Raw genomic sequence first — 22,427 nt, 5'->3', positions numbered from 1 at the left:
TTACGTTCATTGAAAACTAAATTTTTATTTTTCGCCTTATTGTGTTTTTCATTAAACACTTTTGCGCAAGAACAAATCGCTGTAGAAAGATACACAGCACATAATAAAGGAAAATTCTTCGTGTCTTGGGGAGGAAACAGAGATAGTTATACTAAATCTGATGTGAATTTCAGAGGTAAGGATTACAACTTTACGGTTGCGGATATGAAAGCTCATGATAAACCAAAAGGATATCATATTGATTATGTAAATCCGGCAAACATGACGATTCCGCAAACTAACTTTAGAATGGGATATTTCATTAACGACCACTACAGTGTTTCGATTGGTTGGGATCACATGAAATATGTGATGACTCAAAATCAAACGGCTAATGTTACTGGTTATATTAATTTACCTGCTGATCAGGCTGGATCTATTTACAACGGAGTTTACAATAATACTCCTGTAGATATGTCTCAAGGTGGTGCTATTGAAGGTGGGTATCCAAAAGGTGATACTAATCCAAATGGTACTGCATTTTTAATGTACGAACATACAGATGGTTTGAACTATATCAATACTGAAGTTTCCAGACATGACGATATTTCGAAATTGTTTGGTTTACCAAATACAGATAAAGTTCAGATTAACTTAACAGAAGGTTTAGGTGCGGGACTTTTATACCCAAAAACAAATACAACTTTATTAGGAATGGAACGTCACGATGATTTTCACATTTCTGGCTACGGTTTATCTGCAAAAGCGGGAATTAACTTTACTTTCTTCAAATATTTCTATTTGCAAGGTGAGTTAAAAGGTGGTTATATCAACATGCAGGATATTAGAACTACAACAAGCAATGAAGACAAAGCTTCACAGGATTTCTTCTTTTTCCAAAGAATTATCGCTGTTGGTGGAATTTTCAGAATCTAATATTTCTTAAAAATACTTTTAAAAATAGCTATCATTTATTTGGTAGCTATTTTTTTTATGTTTTACTTTGTAATTCAAAGTTCTTTTGAATTGTGTTAAATTATTTAAAAAAGATAATTGACATAAAGCGTAATAAAGTACTTTTAGAATTCAAAAAAAAAGACATGAAAAAACAAAAATATCTGTTTCTGGGAATTACATTTCTGCTAAGTTTTGGTCTTGCATTATTTGTTGCAATGTCTGTTTTTCCGAATAATCCGTTTTCGAAAACGAAGAAGGAAAAAACAGAAAATGCCGCAGAAACTAAACTTAAAGATGGTGATATTATTTTTCAAACTTCACAATCTCCTCAATGTGAAGCGGTAAGAATTGCGACTAATTCAAAATTTTCTCATTGTGGTATTATCTACAATATAGACGGAAAATGGTTTGTTTTTGAAGCTGTTCAACCAGTAAAACTGACTCCATTTGACGAATGGATTCAGCACGGAAAAGACAATAAATATGTTGTAAAACGATTAAAAAATGCTGATCAGGTTTTGACTCCGATTGTTGTGCAAAAGATGCAAAATTACAGCCAACAGTTTGATGGAAAACAATATGACTCTTATTTTGAATGGACTGATACAAGAATATATTGTTCTGAATTGGTTTGGAAAATATATAAAAATGCTGCAGGTATTGAACTTTCAAAACTAAGAGAATTGAAAGATTTTAATTTAACTGACGCTCGAGTTCAAAAAATATTAAAGGAAAGATATGGCAATGATATTCCGCTAGATGAAAAAGTGGTTGCTCCTGTTGATCTTGCAGATTCGGATTTATTAAAAACTATTATAGACAACTATTAAGTTACTAAGAATTATCAAAAAAGCTAATTCAGAATGATTGGCTTTTTTATTTATTATTTTACTTTGAATTTCAAAGAACTTTTAATTTTAACTATATGAAAGATATTCTTGTAGAAAAGATGTATGAATGGACTAGAAAACCGTATCAAAAATATTTCAAGAAAAATACTCCTTGGGAAATTGATCAATCTGAATTGTGTCAATATCCTAAAGAAAGTTTAGGATTTGGTTTAGGTACTTTTCTGGCTAAAAATCATTTTGATATTCAGCCAAAACTCGAAGATCATGATATTATTCATGTTCTGACTAATACGGGAGTTTCTGTCACTGAGGAAATTGGAATGCAATATTATCTTTTAGGAAACGGCAAAAAAAGCATGTATCTATTTGTTGTTATACTTTCCGGTACTCCGTTTTATCCTAATCAATTCTCTTATTTTTTACAACAATATAAAAGAGGAAAGCAAGCGCTTCCGTTTTACTATCTGGATTTTTCAAAAATGTTATTTACTCCAATTCACTCTATTCAGGAAACCTTTAAAATTTAAACTTATGAAAACTATTATCGAAGAACCTTTTGAAGAAAAAAACGCCACTCCTTTAGCAGTTGGAACTCTTGTCATCAGTACAATTCTATTTATACTTTATATCGCTTCAAACGAAAGCCCGAATATTTTGGTTATAGCATGGCCTTTTGCATTTTCGGCAATAATGGTCAATTTAATCATGTTCATTCATTTGGTTGACAATTTTATAAAACGACCGAATCAAAGAAAATATATCCTCAATAAAATACTGATTTTGGTGGTCAATATTCCTATTGTGTATTTATACTATAATATTGTAACAAAAATGTAGCATAAAAAAAGCCCTTCGATTTCTCGAAGGACTTTAATATTTTATAACCTTATTTGATTAGTTCGCTGTTGGAAGAGTAATTCCGTTTTGATCCATTAAATAAATCAATGAAGTCATTGTTGCTGCTCCAAGTTCTAATTCTCTTTTGTTTATTGCATCAAACTTGTCATTTGCTGCGTGGTGATAATCAAAATAACGTTGTGAATCTGGTTTTAAACCTGCTTTAACAATCGCCTTAGAAGTTAGATGACTAATATCTGAACCTGCGTGACCTATTGTAAAACTATGCACTAAATAAGGCTCAAAAAGAGGTGCAAAATCTTTTATTTTTTTATAATTCGTATCATCAGCTTCTATAGAAAATCCTCTTGGACTAAATCCTCCTGAATCACTTTCTAAAGCAAAAATATGATTCTCCTTTTTCTCCTTAGAAACTTCTTCATATTTAGCTCCACCTTTTCCACCATTTTCTTCATTCATAAATAATACAACACGAATTGTATTTTTAGGCTTGTAGTTTAGGTTTTTAAGAATGCGGATTACTTCCATACTTTGCACTACTCCTGCTCCATCGTCGTGAGAACCATCGGCTAAATCCCAAGAATCTAAATGTCCTCCAACAACCATAATATTAGATGGATTAACTGATCCTGTTAATTCTCCAATTACGTTATAAGACAATGCATCTGGTAAAGTCTCGCAAGATTGTTTAAAATAAAATTTTAAAGTTGGGTTAACTTTCAATAATTTACTCAACAATTCTGCTCCATTTGTACTAATAGCAGCAGTTGGAATATATTGCTCTTTTGGTAAATCACCGTAGCTCTGTGCTCCCGTATGAGGAAAATCGTCTAAACGTAAATTCATCGAACGAACAATTGATCCAACAGCACCAAATTTAGCAGCTTCTTTTGCTCCTGCAAATCTTTGATCAACGCAAGCTCCATAAGAAACAAAAGTCTCAATATTTTCAGGATTCATTGGTCTGTTAAAAAACACAATTTTACCTTTTACTTTATCTCCTAAAGCTTTTAATTCATCGATACCTTGTACTTCTACAATTTCTGCAGTAAGTCCTGTTTTTGGTGTTGCAACAGATCCGCCTAAAGCGCAAATTGGTACAACAGTTTTTTCTTTTCCATTTAAGATATATGCCGTTTCTTTTTCGCCACGAACCCAATGCGGAACCATAACTTCTTGTAAATATACTTTGTCAAGTCCAAGGGTTTCTAATTGTCTTTTCGTGTACTGAACTGCTTCTTCGGCACTTGAAGAACCTGATAAACGACTACCAATATCGTTAGACAAATATTCTAACCAAGTGTAGCATTTTGCTTCGGTTAAAGCTTTTTTATAGAATAATTTAATGTTTTTTTCATCGTTTGATTGTGCAAATGATGTCAATCCGTTTAAGACCAAAACAGTCAAAAGAATCGTTTTTTTCATGGTTTTTATAGCATTTTGGGTTGTAAGACAAAGGAACAAAATTCTTTAGAACTGCGACAGATTTTTCTGCACCTTTTTCTTAAAATAAAACCATAAATTATTTTACTTCTTTTAGTTTGTTTTTTTCTCCAATTCCATTTTCATTAAAAGCTTCTATTGTAAAATAATATTTAGTGCCTTTGTCTAAACCTCTAAAATCATAAGAACTTTCATCATACACCATAATACTGTTGTACAATTTGTCAGGGCTTATTCCGTAATAAATATTATAACCAATTGCATCAGCTTGCTTTTTCCATGTAATCATTGCGTTTCGAGAATCTTTTGTATTTCGATCAACTTTAAAATTCGAAACTGGTTTTGGTTTTTCTGACAATCCATTTCCAAAAACTCTAAAATCTGAAATCGCAAATAATCCCGAAGCATTGTGAATATTGACCATTTTGATATAACGCGCTTTTATTGCTTTTGTTAATTCAACATAATCATGCGGAACATCTTTTGCATTTTGAGATTTGTCAACAACCAATGTCCAATTTACAGCATCGTCAGACATGAATATTTTATACTGATAATAAATATCCATTGCCTTATTATACTGCGTTGCTTTATGATCTGCATAATTAATCTGCAGCGCATTTATTTGCATTTGTCGGCCTAAATCAAGTTGCAGCCATTCGCCAGGTTTATCTGTTTTTGCCGACCAATAAGTCTGAATATTTTCATCGGTTAGATTATTAGCTCCGTAACAAAATTTCTCATATACTTTTTTACCGCCATTATCCATTCTATGAGTTTCTACTTCCATACATTCTTCTGAAGAAGAAACTATTACTGGCTTTTTATACGAAAGTAACATCCATCCTGAAGAAGCTCCTTTTTCCTGATTGCGTTCTGCAGTTGGAAGCACGATTGGGAAATCTCCATAAGAAGTTATAGAATACATGACATCGTCTTTATCAAATCCAGCAGGAAACATATCGATACGACGTTCAAAACGGTCTTTTATTGAGATTTTACAGGTTCCGGTGTTCCAGTAATTTCCGTAATTATCTGCAAAAGTATTTCCGTGTCCGGCTCCAATTACAAAACCTCCGGGTTTATAAGACATTGGATTGTGTTTTTGATACACAAAAGGCCCTAACGGATTATCTCCCACATGAACACCATTTGCATAACCTTTGAACTCTGTTGCCGGAGCTCCATATTGCATGTAATATTTTCCGTTATGTTTGGTCATCCAGGCTCCTTCAATAAAATTTCCCCAAGGCGCAGGCTCCATATCATTATTTGGTCCAAAACGTTCCCAACCGTGATTTGCAGGATCTAAAATAGCCACTTCTTTTACTTGACCGTAAACTTTTTGAATATCTTCAACTTCAGTTGCTTTATATAATTCTGCATAATCTGCTTGATTTCCTTTTGGCAGCCATGTATTATAATCAACTTCTACACCTACAAGTGGCAATTTTCCACTTGATCCGTAGTACATATATACTTTTTTATCATCATCCTGAAAAATCGCAGGATCCCAAGTTGGCAACATTGCTTTGTCTACGTGACGTGTCCATCTTCCTGATTTTGGATCTGCTGTTTTCCAAATTGGATGATCTCTTTTCCAGGTTGAACCAACATAAAATAACGTGTCATTTACAACCCATGCAGCCGGAGCACATTGATCATCGTCGCCCGGTTGTCTTTGGAAACTTCCGTAAACAAAATTCCAGTCTGACATATCTTTACTCCAGAAAAAACCTGCCTGATTCGTCGCAAATAAATAATATTCGCCTTTATAAGTAATAATTACCGGATCTGCACTTGAACGACGCGATTCAGGAATTCCGTTATGATTATGGGTTGTGTAATTGTATCCAATATTAATTGGATTACAATATGTTGTTGCGGGTTTGTTTGGGTCAAACCATTCTGTTTTACCAGGAATGGTATTCTGCGCTATGACATTGGTATTAAAACCAATAATCATTAGCAAAACAGGTATTAAATATAGTTTTCTCATAATCTTGTTTTTTGTAAAAAGAGGTTAATTCTTTTTATTTAATCTTTCCTTAAGTAATTCCGGTTCATTGGTTGTGATGTAATCAAATTTATTTCCGATAATCCAATCCATAACCTCAGCATCATTTACTGTCCAGACATTTAGTGTAATCTTGTTGTCTTTTGCTTCTTTTATCCATTCCGGGTGCTTTTGAAAAACAGAATAATGGTAATCTATTCCAGAAATATTATCTTTTTTGACTTCGGCTGGAGACTTATTTCCTTCGAGATATTGCAATCCTGCTTTTGGATCTAATTGCTGAATTTGCTTCAGAATTTCGTAGTCAAAACTTATGTAACACGTTATTTTATCTGCTTTAAGTTTTTTAATTGTTTCAACTGTTTTTATTGCAGTTTCCTTTCCTCTTTCTTTATTTATTTCCGATGGTTTTACTTCACAGACTAATAGTGTTTGTTTATTGTTTCTTTTACCTTCTTTAATATATTCATATAAAGTTGGCAACTTCTCTCCGTTCGAAAGTTTAAACTTTATAAGATCAGCATAATTTGTCTCTTCGATCAGTAATTTATTATAATGTGCATCGTGATTGATTACAAGAGAATCATCGGCTGTTCTCCAAACATCAAATTCAGAACCTGCAAGTTTTAAATCAATAGCGTGTCTAAGAGAAGCGATTGAGTTTTCTGGAAAATTATTCTTTTTCCATGCTCCTCGATGTGCTACAATAGCATTTTTACTGACATTACAAGATGAAAAAACAACCATCATCGACATTAAAAAAAGTGTCTTAGAAATTTTACTTTTATTCATTAGATAGAAATTTAATTTATATTTTTTATAAAACTAAAGACTAAAAAAAAGCCCTTCGTCAACCAAATACGAAGGGCTAATTACAATAAATAAACCAACTATTTAGCTAATTCAAAACTAACTTTCTTGTCGGCATTTGAATTTCCACCAACGAAAATATCAAACTGTCCAGGTTCTGCTACGAATTGTAAATCAGAATTATAAAATTTTAAATCTTCAACTGTGATATCGAAAGTCACGGTTTGTTTTTCACCTTTTTTAAGTGTAATTTTTTGGAAATTTTTCAATTCTCTAACTGGTCTTGTTACTGAACCTACTAAATCTCTAATGTATAATTGAACGGTTTCTTTTCCGTCATAGTTTCCTGTGTTTGCAACATCAACAGTTACTTTTAATTTTCCGTTGAAATTCATTTTATCAGATGAAATTTTCAAGTTTGAATATTCAAAAGAAGTATAACTTAATCCGAAACCAAATGGGAATAATGGCTCGTTTCTTTCGTCGATATAGTTAGATCTGAATTTTTCGAATTTACCCTCTGTATTAGAAAGTGGTCTTCCTGTATTTTTGTGTGCGTAATAAATTGGCAATTGTCCAACGCTTCTTGGGAAAGTTGAAGTCAATTTTCCAGAAGGATTTACATCTCCAAATAAAACATCAGCAATAGAATAACCTGCCTCAGAACCTGCAAACCAAACATTTAAAATTGCCGGAACAGTTTCGTTTTCTTCTTTAATAACTAACGGACGACCGTCAAATAATACTAAAACAACTGGTTTTCCTGTTTTCAATAATGCGTTTAATAAATCTTTTTGCGCTTGTGGAATTTCTAAATTCGTACGGCTGCTTGATTCTCCACTCATTTCTGCAGATTCTCCAAGTGCAGCAACAATTACATCTGATTGATTGGCTACTTTTAAAGCTTCTGCCAATAATTCTTCTTTTGAACGACCATCACGGTGTAACGTTTTACCAAACATTGTTGCGTTTGTTTCAAAAGTTTCATCGTAATCTAAATTGCTACCTTTTGCATATAATACTTTTGCAGAAGGCCCCGCTACTTCTTTGATTCCTGCTAATAATGATATAGCATTTTCCATTTTTGTAGCTACGCTCCAAGTTCCCGGCATGTTTTCTTTGGCATCAGCCAATGGTCCGATTAAAGCAATAGTTCCAGATTTTTTAAGAGGCAATACCTGACCTTGATTTTTTAATAAAACCAATGATTGTGCAGAGATTGATCTTGCTTCTTTTCTGCTGCTTGCTGTAAAGATTTCCGTTTTTGCTCTGTTAGCATCACAATATTTATATGGATCACTAAACAATCCTAAATCATATTTTGCTTCAAGAATAAGTTTTACTGCATTATCGATTGTTTCAATTGTTACTTTTTTCTCCTCTAATGATTTTTTCAAAGTTCCTAAGAAACCTTCTCCAACCATATCCATTTCTACACCTGCATTAAGTGATAAAGCAGAAACAGCTTGTAAATCACCCATTCCGTGCTCGATCATTTCTGGAATTCCAGTAAAGTCTGTTACAACAAAACCTTTGAAGCCCCATTGTTTTCTTAAAACATCTGTCATTAACCATTTGTTTCCTGTTGCAGGAATTCCGTCAATTTCATTAAAAGAAGCCATTACAGAACCTACACCAGCATCAACAGCCGCTTTGTAAGGAGGAAAATAATCGTTAAACATTCTAATATGACTCATGTCAACAGTGTTGTAATCACGTCCTGCTTCTGGCGCACCATAAAGAGCAAAATGTTTTACACATGCCATGATAGAATTATTTTTAGAAAGATCGTGTTGTTGGTAACCGTTTACCATTGCTTTTGCAATTTGGCTTCCTAAATATGGATCTTCACCTGAACCTTCAGAAACTCTTCCCCAACGAGGATCACGAGAAACGTCAACCATTGGAGAGAATGTCCAGTTAATACCGTCAGCACTTGCTTCCTGAGCCGCAATTTGAGCACTTCTTTCGATTAAGCCCATATCCCAAGTACAAGATAATCCTAACGGAATTGGGAATGTTGTTTCGTAACCGTGAATTACGTCCATACCAAAAATCAATGGAATTTTTAAACGGCTTTTTTCAACAGCAATCTTTTGTACTTCTCTAATTTTTTGAACAGATTTAATATTGAATAAACCTCCTACTTTACCTTCAGCAATTTTTTTAGCCACATCAGAACTGTTTGCTTGTCCTGTAGTAATATCTCCAGAAGTTGGTAAATTAAGCTGCCCTAATTTTTCGTCTAATGTCATTTTTGACAATAGTTCAGCTACAAACTCTGATTTTGGTTTAATTTTTACTGTATTTTTAGTGGTCTTTTTTTGAGCGTAACCCAAAACAGCACATCCTAAAAAAAGTAAGACTAATTTGTTTTTCATTCTATTATATTTATTTGTTCGTATTTGTTTTTATCTGTTTAAACATCCACTCATAAATTTCGGGATTGTCATAAACTCGTGTCCAACTATCGTGACCTGCATCATCAAAAATGGTCAATTGAACATCCTTGGCATTGCATTTTTTTAACTCTTTGTAGATTGTTATTGCGTAATCTACTTTTACTACATCGTCTAATAATCCATGAAAAATCCTCGTTGGAATATTAGCAATCTTACAAGCACTCTCTAACTCTATCAAATCAACAAAACCTGAAATTGGTACTATTGCCGCAAATTTATCCGGATATGATAATGCCAGATTCCACGCGGCCCAACCTCCGGAACTTAACCCGGTTACGTATATTCTGTTGGAATCAATTTTATTCTCTTTTTGAATTTTTAAAATCAATTCATTAATAGATTCTATATCCCAATTTTCATCTGATTTACATTGCGGAGCCAAAACATAAGCATCTAATGAATGTGTTTTTAAATATTTTAAAGGCCCATTGATTTTAACTTTTTCAATATCTGTACCTTTTTCACCATCTCCCGAAATAAAAACTATTAATGGCTTATTCTCTTTTGTATTGGCGGGTTTGTGTAATGCATAACCTAATTCATGTTTTACCATTACTACCGTTTTTATTGTTCCCGTTGATTCGCTTTGCGCAAAACCCAACACAGAAAATAATAGCGTAATTAATGCAAATTTATATCTCATCTTAAATTCCATATTTCCCTGAATGGAAACCTAATTTTGTTAATCCTTGCTTTACTTCAGGCGCATTCATGAATAATTTCCATAATAAACCAGTTCTGTAATTTTCGATCATAACTACTTCTGGTCCTTGATCAATTGCCAGATAACGTTTTGCTACCCAATTATTCTGCAAGCTTAAGGCATCGTAAAATCCTGCTTCTCCCCAAGTTTCTTTTTTATGATTTTCGTATAAATTTCTAATCACTGCCATTGATTCTTTTGGCGTGTAAGCAATAGAACTGATTGCAGCGGTTGGCGACATAACACCTTGATCGTTGCTTGGCATGTGTGCATTATATCCTATCGATCCATCAGGATTTCTTGAATAAGATGCCGTTAATCCCCAATAATCAGCGCTGTAACCGTTTTTAGAATTTTGAACGCAGTATTCGTAATTGATTTTTGTTTGGTTAACATTCAAATCCCAATAGTTCGCATATTTATCGCTTAATTGATTTGGATCTAGTCCAACGTAAGAATAATGTGCCCAGAATAATGGTCCGCCAAATTCTTCTGCTCCATTATGTTTTAAAATCAACGGAATATCATATTTCTTTTTATCCGAAACAATTCCGCCACTTCTCGCCCAACCTTCATGATATACTTTTGCATCAATTGAATGTGTTGGTGACGATGCAGCCATTACATAAGTAATTAAACATTCGTTGTATCCTTCAAGCGGAAAATTCATTTGCCAATCGTATGTTGGTGACCAATGCCAGTACAATACATTTTTATTGTTTGTGAACCATTGCCATTCAACACCTTTCCAAAGTGCATCATATTTTTGAGCGACTGCTTTTTCTTTTTCTGAGCCTTCTTTTAGATATTCGCGAACAGTAATCATTCCTGCAACCAAAAATGATGTTTCGACTAAGTCTCCACCATTATCCTTGGTTCCAAAAGGCTTTACTTTTCCGGTATTTCCGTCTATCCAATGTGACCATGCTCCATGAAAACGATCTGCTTTGCCTAAAAAATCTGCAATTTTGTTTAGTCTTTCAACTCCTTGTTCTTTTGTAATATATCCTTGAGACATTCCGGAAACGATTGCCATTAAGCCAAAACCAGAACCTCCGGTTGTAACAATATTAGCATCATTATCAGGATAATTTCCATCAGGATGAAAACGTTCTCTGGCTAATCCTGAATTTGGTTCAGCATAATCCCAGAAGTATTTAAAAGTCTGTTTTTGAACAGTAGCTAAAAGTTGTTCATCTGTTAATTTTACAACAACTGCATTTTCTCCTTCTTTCTCTTTTGATTTATCAGAATTAGATCCGCAACCAAAAAATGTAAAAACTAATAATAAAACTGAAATTCTAACCATTATAAAAAATTTAAAAACCATTAATAAAAATCACTCCTTTCTAAGTTTTGAAAGGAGTGATTTTGAAATTTTAATTAGTAACCAGGGTTTTGAGTTGCTAAACCTCCAGATTGTATTATGAATGAGGCAGGAATTGGGAACAATTCATTTTTACCTTCTGTAAATACTTTTCCATCTGCTGCAAAAGCCGCTTTTGCCTGACCCGTTCTAACTAAGTCAAAGAATCTGTCAAATTCAAAAGCTAATTCAACTCTTCTTTCTTTCCAAATTGCTGTTCTAACAGCCGTTTGAGAAGTTGCAGGAGTATCTCCTAAACCAGCTCTATGTCTAATTTGATTTAATAAAGGAATCGCATCAGATGTTTGACCTAATTCATTCAAAGCTTCAGCTTTCATCAACAATACTTCTCCGTATCTTAAATAAGTAATATTTGCATCAGTTTCCCACGCATCAGTATATTTTGAAGAATAAGCTTTAAGATTATACATTGCATTCTCTACTGTTGCAGGAACTACTCTGCCATCATATAAGGTTGAACCTCTAAAAATAATAGTAGCATTTTTTCTAACATCTCCTGCTTCATAAGCATTTAATAAACTTTGAGATGGTGTATTGAATCCCCATCCCCATCCACCGGTACCACGAGCACCCTGAACGTTTGAATATCCTCCAATTCCTTTTATAGGAACAGAACCAACTCCGTTAATTTCAAAAATAGATTCAACACCATTTTCTCCTTCTACTCTAAACATTTTACCATAATCCGGAGCAATTGCGTAACCAGTAACCAAATTACAGTTGTCTACTACTTTTTGCCAGTTTTTTTGGTACAAATTAACTTTCGCTAATAATGCATAAGCTGCTCCTTTTGAAGCTCTTGCTTTCTCATCAGCAGCATAGGCTGATTTAACTGGTAATACAGCAATTGCTTCATTTAAATCTTTCTCGATAAAAGCATATACTTCAGCAGCAGTTTTACGAGTTAATAACATGTTTTTATCTTCAAGTGAAGATGGATTTGGTAAGTGATCTACAATTGGAACACCTCCATAACATTTTACTAAAGTAAAGTACATGAAAGCTCTTAAGAACTTAGCTTCTGCCATTAATCTTTCTCTTAAAGCAGGATTTGCTTTATCTAATTTTGGAATAATGTTTAATGCCTGATTACATCTGTTTATTCCATCGTATTGAGCTGTAAAAGTACTTTCTGCAGATGGATTTGATGAATTATAAGTTAAGGCATCTAAAACATCTTTATCTGTACCTGTATCTCCTGGAGATGATCCTTTGTCAGCATCATCAGAAGTTATACTTGCCAATCCAATCCAACCAAATACACTCATATCCCATTCTAAAAACTTACTATAAATAGAAGTTACAAATGTTGCTGCACCAGCATCACTGTTAAATAATTCTATGTCGTTTGTAGAAATAGACTCTGTTTGATTGACATCTAAAAAGTCGTCTGCACATCCAGTAAAAAAGAATGCTGATAGTACAAACATTGATATATATATCTTTTTCATAATATTAAAATTTTAAATTAGCACCAACAACGAAAGATCTTAAAGTAGGATAAGCATCAAGCTCAACACCTTGAGTTCCGTAAGGATTACCATCTCCATTTAACTCAGGAGAAAATCCAGAGAATTTTTGAGTTATAAATGGATTAATTGCGTTTACATAAATTCTGCAATAGTTAATAAAACTTAAATCAGTTAAAGGAAGTTTATATCCTAAAGTGATATTGTTTATTCTAAAGAAATCTCCTGATTCTAAGTAATAAGTTGATGCTACAGGAACCTCATTAAATGGAGCAGGATTAGTTCCTGTTGTATTTGCCGGAGTCCAATAATTATTTGTTAAAGATGCTTCAATGTTTTCACCAGAAAAACGTTGTGCTTTTTTACCATTATAAACTTTAGCTCCACCAGTACCGTATCCGTCAACTGAGAAATCGATATTTTTGTAGTTTAAACCTAACGTAACACCGTAATTTGCTTTTGGCAAAATTGAACCTACGTATTTTCTGTCTTTAGTAAGATCTAATACATCTTGAGTAACTTTTGCCCCTGCTGCATTGTAATACAACATTTTTCCATTTGCAGGATCGATTCCAGCATATTCATATATGTAAAAACTACCTAATGGCTGACCAACTGAAGTTTTGTCAAGAATTTTGGTATTTTGACCATTTCCTAAATTTCCACCAATAATTGGAGAAATGTCTAAATCTTTTAATCCGGCAAGTTCATTTTTGTTGTGAGAGAAATTACCTCCAACCCAGTAACTCAAATTGTCTGTAATTTTATCATCCCAACGTAAAGAAATTTCATAACCTTTGTTAGAAACTTCTCCTACGTGTGCTGGAGTTGCCAAAGTAATTCCAGAAGTTACATAAGGTTTTGTATTTAAAATTACATTGTTTGTATTTTTATCATAGTAATCAAAAGATCCTTTTAATCTACTGTTTAGTAATTCAAAATCAACACCTACAGAAGCTTCTTCAGTAACTTCCCAAGATAAACTTGGATCAATTTGAGAAGAAATTGTAGTTCCTTCGTAAAGAATAGAACCTCCTAAATAACTATTAAGTCCTGAGTTGTAAGCCTGATTATTTAATGGAACGTTTTGATTTCCTAATTTACCCCAGCTACCTCTTAATTTAATTAAATTAATTTCTTTAACATCAGCTAAGAAGCTTTCTTTTGTCAAAATCCAACCTATACCAAAAGATGGAAAAGTTCCCCAACGATAATCTTTATTAAAATTTGAAGATCCGTCACGTCTAACGGTACCTGTAAACAAGTATTTGTCCATTAATTTATATTGGAAACGACCAAAATAAGAAGCTAATCTGCTTTCATTATACACTACATTGTATAAATTCACAACGTTTCCAGCATAATCTACTCCTTTACCGTCTGTAGAATTATAAAGAGCCCAGTAATTAGAATTTGGATTTACATTTTTTCTTACTACTGATAATGTTTCTCTTGGTCCTTTTACAGAAACCTCCATACCTGCAGTTACCTCAACATCATGAATACCAGCAAAAACTTTATTATAAGTAAAATAATTAGATAAGTTCCAGTTGAAATATTGTTCTCTTCCTTTTGTCAATAAATTGGTATTTGAAGTCGCAGGATAATTAGATGCCACACGAGTTGGATCTGCTGCTAGCCAAATATTCTTAGTATCTTCATAATTATACTGTTTCCAAGTATAAAATTCTCCATTAAATTGTGAAGTAAATTTTAATCCTTTGATTATTTCGTAATCTAATTTTAAACCACCTTGTAATGTTACACTACGTTGTTGTTCATTGTAGAAATCAAGTTGAGCGACAGGATTTCCAACATTATTAAACGCACCTTTTTCACCAGTTGGACCAGCAACATTATCAGAGTTTCTAAAAGAAACACCGTATTGTCCTGTAGAGAAATAAACCGGTACAATTGGAGCTTGTTTGTAAGCATTTGTAAAAGCACTTAAAGGCTTTGGAGCAGAATTCGTTGATGTAAAGCTAAAGTTTTGGTTTAAAGTAACTTTTTTAGAAATTTTATATTCATTATTATTTCTAAAACTTGTACGGCTATAATTTAATCCGTTCAAAATCGCTTTTTCTTCATAATTTCCGGCACTGAAAAAATATTTCACATTTTCAGAAGCTCCAGAAACAGAAACGTTGTTTTGAGTATAAGAACCAGTTCTTGTTATTTCGTCAAGCCAATTTGTATTATAAGGTTGGTTTGCAGCAAAATAATTAGCAGTTGTTGGCGCAGCATTTGTATAAGCAACGTATTGATCGCTGTTTGCCATTTTAACCTTTTTAAGAGGATTTCTAACACCTGCAAAACTTTCTACTTCAACAGACACTTTATCACCTTTACCTTTTTTAGTTGTAATAATGATAACTCCATTTGCTGCTCTTGTACCGTAAATCGCTAAAGATGAAGCATCTTTAAGAATTTCATACGAAGTAATATCATTCGTATTGATGTTATTGATGTTTTCCGTTGGCATTCCATCAACAATATACAAAGGATTTCTACCTCCTAATGCAGTACCTAAACCTCTAATAACAACCGAAGGAGTACTACCTGGAACATCAGATGCAATAACCTGAACACCAGCCGCTTTACCTTGAATAGCTTGAGAAGCATTTAATACTTTTGTTTTTGTAATATCTTCAGCTTTTAAAGATGTGATTGCTGAAGTATTATCAATTTTCTTTCTTGTTCCGTATCCAATTACTACGACATCTTTTAAAACAGTATCTCCTGCTTCTTTTAATGTAATCGTCATTGGTGCGGTAGTTGCAGGTACTGATTGAGAATCAAAACCTAACATTGAGATCTTTAAAATCTCACCTTCTTTGGCGTTTATTGTAAAATTTCCGTCGAAATCAGCATCAGCAGAAGTTCTGGAATTTGAAGCAGAAATAATTGCTCCAGGAACTCCCATTCCACTACTGTCTACTACTTTTCCTTTAATTGCTTGTCCTGACATATAAGCAGGAAGCAGCAAGAGCGCTAAAAAGCTAAAAATAAAATTTTTCATACAGTTCGTAATCGTTTAAGTTAGTCCGACCAAATTAAACAATTACAACGTTGTAGTACATCAAAAGCACTACAACATAGATACATCATTATGTTAATTTTTAAACATAAATAATTAAAAATCAAGCATCTAAATGTTAATTTTATTTCGTTAACAAAACCTTATGATGTAGTAATGATGTATTAGAATTATATAAAAAAAGAGATGCAAAAATATAATATCTTTAAAAATAAAATACAAATCTTACAGACTTAATAAAAATTTTGAGAGGTTTTCATCTTGCGTAAGGTTTAATTTCTTTCTTAAGCGATATCTGTGCAATTCTACACCTCTAAAAGAGATGTTCATCATAGGCGCAATTTCCTTTGATGAAAGGTTCATTTTAAGATAAACACACAACTTAATATCTTTTGGAGTAAGATTTGGAAATTTCTTAGAAAGGTTAATGATAAACTCATTGTGAATTTGATTCAGATTTGTTTCAAAAGTTTCCCATTCGTGTTTATTGACTTCATTAATCTTAATAGCTTTTTTGATTTCGCTTTTAAGTTTATTAAAATCTTTTTCTGAATCAAGAATGCTTTGAATATTTTCGATCATTTCACTTTGTTTTGCAATAGACAAAGATTTACCCGCAACTTCAGAAGATTTTGTTTGCAATTCAAGTTCCAGAATGTGTTTTTCATATTCCTGAACATTCAGTTCATTTTCTGCTTTCAATTCCATTTCCAGAATTTCTCTTTGATGCTTTAATTCTTCAGCCTGCAATTTTAATTTTTGCATGTATCGAAATTTATTCCATTTATAATAGAAAAATAAAATTGCTCCAATTGCTAATAAATACAAGAAAATCATCCAAATTGAAAAATACCAAGGTTCAGCAACTTTAAAATCAAAATTTGCAACCTTTTCATAATTGGCTCCATTGTGATTAAATATAGTTATCGAATGATAACCGCTGCTTAAATTATTCAATACAATTAATCCGTCTAAAACCGGAAGATAATCTTTACTATTATTAAGTTTATAAAATAAATTAGGTTTACTGGCTCCGTAAATTCCTGAAATCACATTAATCTTTAATTCTGTATTGAACTTGATTTTTGAATCTTGCTCAACTAAATTTTCTTCATTGAATGCTTCTACTTTAACGTCTGAATTTTGATGATTTTCATATTTCAGCGGAAGCGAAATAAAACCATCATCAAGATTCAATAAATAATGATTCTGAGTTTTAAAAATTCTAAGATTATCATTGATCAGTTTTCCTTTATAATATTTCTGTTGAATAATATTCCATAGAAATTTATTTCCATCAGCATAAATATGATACAAAATACCATTTTGAAGAACCATAAAATGATCTTCGTCAATTGATACAACGTCACTAATATTTTTGAAATTAGAATTAAACAATTTGTTTTCTTCCAATTTATTACTGAGTGAATTATAAGTATACCAAATATTATTTATAAGGAAAAGAATCTCACTTCGGAATTCAAAAATTTTAACTCCAAAATCATTTTTTATTTTACTTTGCTGCGTAACGTTTTCTACTTTTTTAGTTTTGTAATCGTCATCATATAAAACACGATACAATCCGCGATAATTATCTGCCGCCCAAATTTCATTCTTTCTATTCTGAGCTACATATTTTATAGGTTTCGAAAGATCTTTAATAGCTTTACTCTGCGTTAGATTTGCTGGATTATCATACAACAAAACTCCGTCATAAGTAGACTGAAAGTAAGTATCATTAATACTGCTTTTTGATAAATTCCAACCGCCGCTTTTATTATTTATTTTGACTAAAGAACCATTGTCATAAGAAAATGTTCCATCGTTATGACCAATAATATATTTATTGTCAATTTTTGTAATATTCCAGGCTTGACCCTGAGTATTGGGCAACATATTAAATTTTCCGGCATAAAACTCATAAATACCATGATTGGAAGCAATCAAATATCCTTTATTTGTAGTTGCAACAGAATATACAGAACCTAAAATCCCTGAATTATCGTAGAAAAATGATATTGGCGAATTCACCTCAACATGAGCAATTCCGTTGTCTAATCCTAACCATAAATCATTCTCTTTATCAAAACCAATGCTCAAAACAGAGTTGTTCATCAACACATTGTTTCGATCGATATTCTTATAAGTATTTGTATTAAAATCGTATATAAAAACACCTCTGTTTCCTGTTCCTACAACTAATTTATTGTTTTTAATAAATTTTGCGACATTAATTGTAGCAGCTTTAAAAGTTTCATTTAAAGGATTATTCCAAGGTTGCAAACTTCCGTTTTCCAGAATAAAAATTCCTTTTTTCTGGGTAAAAACATAAGTTTTACCTTGATACTTTTCGATGGCGTGAACTACTGTCTTTTTTAAAACATCCCAACCTTTTGGATTTGAAATTCGCGAACCATTCATTTTAAAAATTCCCCTTGCAACAGAAGCAACATAAAGATTGTTGTCTACAACAAAACAATAGGAAATTAAAAAAGGGAATCTGATTTTTTTGATCTGTTTTCCATCATAGATAAAAACATCATTGAAAGATTGAAAATATAAAGAACCATTAAATCTGAAAATTTTCCAGATTTCTTCGTTGTCTTTTTCATCAAACAAACGCAGGTTTTTGGTAATAGAAACGTAATGCATTTTACCATCTTTTCTATACCAATATCCAAATTCTTTATAAGAACCTGAATAAATTTTATCGCCTTCGATCAAAATAGATCTGATAATGGTTTTATTTGGCAACGAATATTTTTCCCAAAGTACACCATCATATCGCAGTAAATAATGGTTATTGGCAAAATACATGGCGTTATCTTTTCCCTGAACGACATTCCAAATTTGGTTATCACCCTGGTAATCTGATTTATTATAATTTTCTACGAAAGGAAGTAATTCTTGTGCTTGTATTTGAAAAGCAATGAAAAAGAAGAATAATGTTTTTATAAGTATCGATTTCAAAATATGATATTTTATATTCAAAGATACTCACAAATATTTAATTTTCAGGTCTAAAAAAAGCTCCACGATTGTGGAGCTTTTTTATAATTTAAATGTGAAATTTTAATCGTGAAGTAAATGATAAACCTGATTTGCAATTTCGTATTCCTCATCTGTTGGAACTACCAAAACTTTTGTTTTTGAACTCGGTAAATTAATTTCTCTGATTTCTTTTGAACGAATCTGATTTTTATCCTGATCCAGTTCTATTCCAAAATAATCCATATCTGCACAAATTAATTTACGCATATGCGAAGAATTTTCTCCAATTCCGGCAGTAAAAACAATCGCATCCAGTCCATTTAAAGCAGCAGTATAAGAACCTATGAATTTCTTGATACGATACGCGTTCATAAATAAAGCCAATTGGCAATCTTTATTTCCTTTTTCGGCTTCTGACTCAATATCACGTAAATCGCTATAACCTGTAAGCCCAAGCATACCGCTTTGTTTCAATAAAATCGAATTTACTTCGTCTGGTGTATATCCTAAATTTTTAATCATATAAAATACCACAGACTGATCGATATCGCCACAACGTGTTCCCATAATTAAACCGTTAGAAGGCGAAAATCCCATTGTAGTATCAATACATTTTCCGTTTTTAATCGCAGCCATACTGCAGCCATTACCTAAGTGAATGGTTATTATTTTAGAATTGTTTTCTAAAAAGTCAATTGCTTTTTCAGAAACATATTTGTGACTTGTACCATGAAAACCATAAACACGTACTTTATTCTCTGTCAGAAGATAATTTGGAATAGCATATTTATAAGCTACTTCGGGCATTGTTTGGTGAAAAGCGGTATCAAAAACAGCAATTTGCTCTGCCGAGCTAAAGATTTCTTCAGCGACATTAATTCCTTCTAAATTCGCAGGATTATGCAATGGCGCCAATTCAAAAAGCTGCTTGATTTTTGCCTTTACTTTATCGTCAATTTTTACCGTATCACTAAAATCGCTTCCTCCGTGAACAACGCGATGACCAACTGCTCCAATTTCTGAAGTTGATTTTATAACGCCTTTTTCAGCATCCAAAAGCATATTAGCTACTTTTTGCAAACCTACTTTATGGTTCGAAATTGGCAATGTTTCTTCTATTGTGTTTAAGGCACTTTTGAATGTTACATTTGAAGTTTCTAATCCAATTCTATCAATCATACCAGTACAAATCACTTCGTTTGTTGGCATAACCATTAATTGATATTTTATAGATGAACTTCCTGAGTTTATAATTAATATTTTCATTACTTTTTTATAGTTGCTAAGGTTCTGAGTTCCTAAGTTTCTAAGCTTTTTTAGCTCAATATTTTTAATTTTTAATTCCAGATTTTTAATTGATTACAAGCCTTGCGCCTGAATCGCCGTAATGACAACCGTATTTATAATATCGTCTACAGTACAACCACGGCTCAAATCGTTTACAGGCTTGTTTAAACCTTGCAACATTGGACCAATTGCTAATGCTCCAGTTTCTCTTTGAACGGCTTTATACGTGTTATTTCCTGTATTTAAATCCGGAAAAATAAGTACACTCGCCTGCCCTGCTACTTCAGAATCCGGCATTTTGCTTTTTCCTACGGCACGATCGACTGCTGCATCATACTGAATTGGACCTTCAATTTTTAAGTCCGGACGTTTTTGTTTTACAATTTCTGTTGCAGCTCTTACCTTATCAACCTCATCTCCTTTTCCTGAAGATCCTGACGAATAAGAAAGCATTGCAATTTTAGGTTCAATTCCAAAAGCTGAACTCGATTCTGCAGATGAAATTGCGATTTCTGCCAATTGTTCTGCTGTTGGATTTGGATTAATAGCACAATCACCAAAAACGGAAACTCTGTCTTCTAAACACATAAAAAATACAGATGAAACTACCGAAGAATTTGGCTTGGTTTTAATGAATTGCAAAGCCGGTAAAATCGTGTGTTGTGTAGTATGTGCGGCACCTGAAACCATTCCGTCGGCGTGACCTTTGTAAACCATCATAGTTCCAAAATACGACACGTCTTCCATTAAATCTCTTGCCATTGTGATACTCACATTTTTGGCTTTTCGAAGTTCATAATACGTATTTGCATAATCTTCGTAAAGTGGAGATTCTATAGGATTGATAATATTTACTTTCGAAAAATCAAATGTAATTCCAAGTTCTGCAACTTTACTTTCGATTTGTTTTTTATCTCCAATAATCGAAATATCAACCACATCCATATCTAATAATCTTGAAGCGGCAATGATAATTCTTTCATCATTTCCTTCAGGTAAAACAATATGTTTACGATGTTGTTTCGCTCTTTTTACCATATTGTACTGGAACATTTTTGGTGTCATTCCTTCCGGTACAAAAGTGATTAATCTTTCAGATAACGCTTCAACTTCTACATACTTTTCAAAAGTAGTTATTGAAGTTTCTATTTTATGAGTGTTATTTGCGTAGATTTCTGATCGTATAGAACCTATTTTGTTCGTAATATGATACGTTCCTCCATCAACAGCAATAATTGGTACAATTGCCGAAAGTCCTTCAATAAGCTTTAGAATACTTTCTTCAGGAACAATATTTCCTGTTAGAATAATTCCTGAAATAGTTGGGTAATTAGCCGATTCATTGGCTTGCAAAGCGCCCAAAATAATATCTGAACGATCTCCGGGAGTAATTACCAAAGCATTGTCATGCAAATGAACCAAGTAATTATGCAATTGCATGGCGCCAACACTAAAATGCCCAATTTCATTATTCAAATAATTACCTCCAAACAATACTTTTGCATCAAGCTGATTGACAATCTCCTGCATTGTTGGGTTATTTAAACTTGAAATCAACGGAATTGTGTTGATCAAAACATTAGCAGGCAAACTTTTCTGCAATCCTTGCGTTACCAATTCTATGTTTTCAAACTGAACTTTATTTGCAATTACAGATAGAACTTCAACTTCTTTTACTTTAAAAGAGTCGTAAACTAAGTAAAGACTATCAACTAATTCTTCTAAAGTTTTTCCGATTCCTGAACCTATAATTATTGTTGGAATTCCGAGATTTTTTGCAATTAAAACATTCAAATCTAATTCAATAGAAGTTCCTTCGCCCGTAAAACTTGTTCCTTCAACTAAAACGAAATCAAAGCGTTCTTCGAGCTTTTTATACTTCTCAATAATTAAATCCAGAACCTCTCCTATTTTACCTTTATTCTTCTTTTTAATCAGTTTGCTTTTGGTAATCGCATAAGCATCTTCAAACTTAATATCAAGATTAAAATGCGATAAAACAGTTTCGATATGATTGTCTAATTCTCCATCGATAAAATCTTCTACAATGGGTCTAAAATAACCTACTTTGGCTGTTTTACCAATCAAAATACTCATTAAACCAAGTGTAATAATTGATTTTCCGCTATTTTGATCACTTGTAGCTATATATATTGCTTTACTCATAATTTATATT

Annotated in this window: 15 protein-coding genes; 4 read left to right on the top strand and 11 right to left on the bottom strand. The window is 32.6% G+C overall.

Annotation, left to right across the window (positions count from 1 at the left end):
* Positions 1–9 precede the first annotated feature (9 nt).
* From WN975_RS02920 to WN975_RS02905, 4 genes are all read left to right on the top strand, one after another.
* Positions 10–915 carry a hypothetical protein gene (locus tag WN975_RS02920; RefSeq protein WP_337965138.1) on the top strand — a complete coding sequence of 302 codons (906 nt, stop codon included), beginning with the start codon at positions 10–12 and terminating at the stop codon, positions 913–915.
* 164 nt (positions 916–1,079) lie between these two features.
* Complete coding sequence (locus WN975_RS02915; RefSeq protein WP_337965137.1) at positions 1,080–1,766, top strand: YiiX family permuted papain-like enzyme; 687 nt, start codon at positions 1,080–1,082, stop codon at positions 1,764–1,766.
* A 95-nt stretch (positions 1,767–1,861) separates the two neighbouring features.
* On the top strand, positions 1,862–2,314 hold the full coding sequence (locus tag WN975_RS02910) for a hypothetical protein (RefSeq protein WP_337965136.1): 453 nt from the start codon (positions 1,862–1,864) through the stop codon (positions 2,312–2,314).
* 4 nt (positions 2,315–2,318) lie between these two features.
* Complete coding sequence (locus WN975_RS02905; protein ID WP_337965135.1) at positions 2,319–2,624, top strand: hypothetical protein; 306 nt, start codon at positions 2,319–2,321, stop codon at positions 2,622–2,624.
* Between the two features lie 57 nt (positions 2,625–2,681).
* On the opposite strand, the gene WN975_RS02900 is transcribed toward WN975_RS02905, so the two are convergent.
* The 11 genes from WN975_RS02900 to pta form a co-directional block, all read right to left on the bottom strand.
* The gene (locus WN975_RS02900; RefSeq protein ID WP_337965134.1) at positions 2,682–4,070 is read right to left on the bottom strand and encodes a M20/M25/M40 family metallo-hydrolase; all 1,389 of its coding nucleotides are present in this window, start codon (positions 4,068–4,070) and stop codon (positions 2,682–2,684) included.
* A gap of 97 nt (positions 4,071–4,167) precedes the next feature.
* Positions 4,168–6,087 (bottom strand): discoidin domain-containing protein, encoded by a 1,920-nt coding sequence (locus tag WN975_RS02895; protein ID WP_337965133.1) that lies wholly within the window; start codon positions 6,085–6,087, stop codon positions 4,168–4,170.
* Positions 6,088–6,111: 24 nt separating this feature from the next.
* Positions 6,112–6,897 carry a glycerophosphodiester phosphodiesterase family protein gene (locus tag WN975_RS02890; RefSeq protein ID WP_337965132.1) on the bottom strand — a complete coding sequence of 262 codons (786 nt, stop codon included), beginning with the start codon at positions 6,895–6,897 and terminating at the stop codon, positions 6,112–6,114.
* A gap of 98 nt (positions 6,898–6,995) precedes the next feature.
* Positions 6,996–9,296 (bottom strand): beta-glucosidase BglX, encoded by a 2,301-nt coding sequence (bglX, locus tag WN975_RS02885; protein WP_337965131.1) that lies wholly within the window; start codon positions 9,294–9,296, stop codon positions 6,996–6,998.
* 10 nt (positions 9,297–9,306) lie between these two features.
* Positions 9,307–10,020 (bottom strand): prolyl oligopeptidase family serine peptidase, encoded by a 714-nt coding sequence (locus WN975_RS02880; RefSeq protein ID WP_337965130.1) that lies wholly within the window; start codon positions 10,018–10,020, stop codon positions 9,307–9,309.
* 1 nt (position 10,021) lies between these two features.
* Complete coding sequence (locus tag WN975_RS02875) at positions 10,022–11,389, bottom strand: glucoamylase family protein (protein ID WP_337965129.1); 1,368 nt, start codon at positions 11,387–11,389, stop codon at positions 10,022–10,024.
* A gap of 74 nt (positions 11,390–11,463) precedes the next feature.
* Positions 11,464–12,918: a RagB/SusD family nutrient uptake outer membrane protein gene (locus WN975_RS02870; protein WP_337965128.1), complete on the bottom strand. Its 1,455-nt coding sequence runs from the start codon at positions 12,916–12,918 to the stop codon at positions 11,464–11,466.
* Positions 12,919–12,922: 4 nt separating this feature from the next.
* Entirely contained in the window at positions 12,923–15,955 is a 3,033-nt protein-coding gene (locus WN975_RS02865; RefSeq protein ID WP_337965127.1) for a SusC/RagA family TonB-linked outer membrane protein, read from the bottom strand.
* A gap of 243 nt (positions 15,956–16,198) precedes the next feature.
* Complete coding sequence (locus WN975_RS02860; RefSeq protein WP_337965126.1) at positions 16,199–18,943, bottom strand: histidine kinase; 2,745 nt, start codon at positions 18,941–18,943, stop codon at positions 16,199–16,201.
* A gap of 102 nt (positions 18,944–19,045) precedes the next feature.
* A complete protein-coding gene (locus WN975_RS02855; protein WP_337965125.1) occupies positions 19,046–20,230 on the bottom strand; it encodes an acetate kinase in 1,185 nt (394 codons plus the stop codon).
* 93 nt (positions 20,231–20,323) lie between these two features.
* Positions 20,324–22,417, bottom strand: coding sequence for a phosphate acetyltransferase (gene pta / locus WN975_RS02850; RefSeq protein ID WP_337965124.1), 2,094 nt, complete (start codon positions 22,415–22,417; stop codon positions 20,324–20,326).
* Positions 22,418–22,427 lie beyond the last annotated feature (10 nt).

This window comes from uncultured Flavobacterium sp. (assembly GCF_951805225.1).
GTDB lineage: Bacteria > Bacteroidota > Bacteroidia > Flavobacteriales > Flavobacteriaceae > Flavobacterium.
Note: the sequence above shows the minus strand (reverse complement) of the source record. Positions and strands in the feature narration are given on the sequence as shown.

What these genes read in the sequence shown, in the direction of transcription:
- WN975_RS02915 (WP_337965137.1), top strand. Translation starts at nt 1,080, where the DNA reads ATGAAAAAACAAAAATATCTGTTTCTGGGAATTACATTTCTGCTAAGT.
- WN975_RS02910 (WP_337965136.1), top strand. Translation starts at nt 1,862, where the DNA reads ATGAAAGATATTCTTGTAGAAAAGATGTATGAATGGACTAGAAAACCG.
- WN975_RS02905 (WP_337965135.1), top strand. Translation starts at nt 2,319, where the DNA reads ATGAAAACTATTATCGAAGAACCTTTTGAAGAAAAAAACGCCACTCCT.
- WN975_RS02900 (WP_337965134.1), bottom strand. Translation starts at nt 4,070, where the DNA reads ATGAAAAAAACGATTCTTTTGACTGTTTTGGTCTTAAACGGATTGACA.
- WN975_RS02895 (WP_337965133.1), bottom strand. Translation starts at nt 6,087, where the DNA reads ATGAGAAAACTATATTTAATACCTGTTTTGCTAATGATTATTGGTTTT.
- WN975_RS02890 (WP_337965132.1), bottom strand. Translation starts at nt 6,897, where the DNA reads ATGAATAAAAGTAAAATTTCTAAGACACTTTTTTTAATGTCGATGATG.
- bglX (WP_337965131.1), bottom strand. Translation starts at nt 9,296, where the DNA reads ATGAAAAACAAATTAGTCTTACTTTTTTTAGGATGTGCTGTTTTGGGT.
- WN975_RS02880 (WP_337965130.1), bottom strand. Translation starts at nt 10,020, where the DNA reads ATGAGATATAAATTTGCATTAATTACGCTATTATTTTCTGTGTTGGGT.
- WN975_RS02875 (WP_337965129.1), bottom strand. Translation starts at nt 11,389, where the DNA reads ATGGTTAGAATTTCAGTTTTATTATTAGTTTTTACATTTTTTGGTTGC.
- WN975_RS02870 (WP_337965128.1), bottom strand. Translation starts at nt 12,918, where the DNA reads ATGAAAAAGATATATATATCAATGTTTGTACTATCAGCATTCTTTTTT.
- WN975_RS02865 (WP_337965127.1), bottom strand. Translation starts at nt 15,955, where the DNA reads ATGAAAAATTTTATTTTTAGCTTTTTAGCGCTCTTGCTGCTTCCTGCT.
- WN975_RS02855 (WP_337965125.1), bottom strand. Translation starts at nt 20,230, where the DNA reads ATGAAAATATTAATTATAAACTCAGGAAGTTCATCTATAAAATATCAA.
- pta (WP_337965124.1), bottom strand. Translation starts at nt 22,417, where the DNA reads ATGAGTAAAGCAATATATATAGCTACAAGTGATCAAAATAGCGGAAAA.